Annotated in this window: 2 protein-coding genes and 1 pseudogene; 1 reads left to right on the top strand and 2 read right to left on the bottom strand. The window is 67.5% G+C overall.

Translation table 11 applies throughout. The features are described 5' to 3' along the window. Positions 1-212: GntR family transcriptional regulator (locus tag JCM19049_RS14740; protein WP_279403310.1), on the bottom strand; the 212-nt coding region annotated here is incomplete at its 3' end. Positions 213-357: 145 nt separating this feature from the next. Here JCM19049_RS14740 and JCM19049_RS14735 point away from each other — a divergent pair. After that, positions 358-957 carry an MBL fold metallo-hydrolase gene (locus tag JCM19049_RS14735; protein ID WP_374700326.1) on the top strand — a complete coding sequence of 200 codons (600 nt, stop codon included), beginning with the start codon at positions 358-360 and terminating at the stop codon, positions 955-957. Positions 958-972: 15 nt separating this feature from the next. Here the strand turns inward: JCM19049_RS14735 and JCM19049_RS14730 are convergent. Next, positions 973-1,190, bottom strand: a pseudogene (locus JCM19049_RS14730) (trans-aconitate 2-methyltransferase); the annotation flags it as partial.

The raw sequence follows: 1,190 nt of genomic DNA, 5'->3' as shown, positions 1-1,190 counted from the left end.
GACCACCGCGCCTGGGCCTCGAGCTCCTTGTACACCTTGGCGACCGTGTTCGTGGCCAGGGACAGCTGCTCGGCCAGGGCCCGCACGGAGGGCAGCTTGGTTCCCGGGGCGAGCTTGCCCCCGGCGATCGCCGCCAGGATCTGTTCGCGCACCTGCTGGTAGGGGGCGGTGGGATCCTGCGCGTCGATCGTGATGAACCCGAGGCTGTCCATGGCTGCTGTCACTTCCATTTCATCGAAAAGCTAAATCGTTGTTCCCTTGAGCCTATCGCCTTGCCCCGGGTGCCGGACGTAGGGTGGGGGCATGAATACCTTGGATCTTGACGACGTAATCATTCGCCAGATAAGCGTTTCCGACATGGACAACAACGTCTACCTGCTCACCGAGAAGGCCAGCGGCAAGCAGCTGCTGGTGGACGCGGCCGATGACTGGTCGGCGATCTCGGCGATGATCGAGCAGGCCGCCGGGGACGGGCCCGAACCGGAGCTGGTGGGCATCGCCACCACCCACCAGCATTGGGACCATGTGCGGGCGCTGTCCCAGGCGCATCAGGCGCACCCGGTGCCAACCTACGCCGGGGCCGAGGATGCGGCGCAGATCGAGCAGCATAGCGGGGTGGCGACCAGCAACCCGGTCAAGCACGGGGACCGGCTGCCGCTGGGGGACGTGGTGATCGACTGCGTGCACCTGCGCGGGCACACCCCCGGTTCGATCGCCTACGTGGTGCGTGATTCCTCGGGCAGGATCGCGATCCTCAGCGGGGATTCGCTCTTCCCCGGCGGAGTGGGCAACACCGGGGAAGATCCCCAGCGTTTCATGCAGCTGTTCGCCGATGTCAGTGAGCGGCTCTTTGGCGCCTACCCGGATGAGGCGGTGGTGCTGCCCGGGCATGGGGATTCCACCACCCTGGGCCAGGAGCGCCCGCACCTGGAGGAATGGCAGGAACGCGGCTGGTAGCCGGCCCGGGACCGGCTAGCTTCCCGGCCGTCCGAGCTTCTGCCCGACCATGAAGATCCGGCGGAACGGGAAGTTGGTCAGCTGCTGCCCGCCGGCGACCTCGATGCGCCGGTAGTGCCCGCCGACCGCCTGGCGGTAGTCGTCTTCGAAGCGCCGGTAGTCCTCCGGATCCAGGGCGGCCTTCACCGGCAGCAGGGCGGTGCCGCGCACCCAGTCCAAGATCGGGTCGCTGC

The organism is Arthrobacter sp. JCM 19049, assembly GCF_001310435.1.
This window is presented reverse-complemented; position numbering and strand designations above follow the sequence as displayed.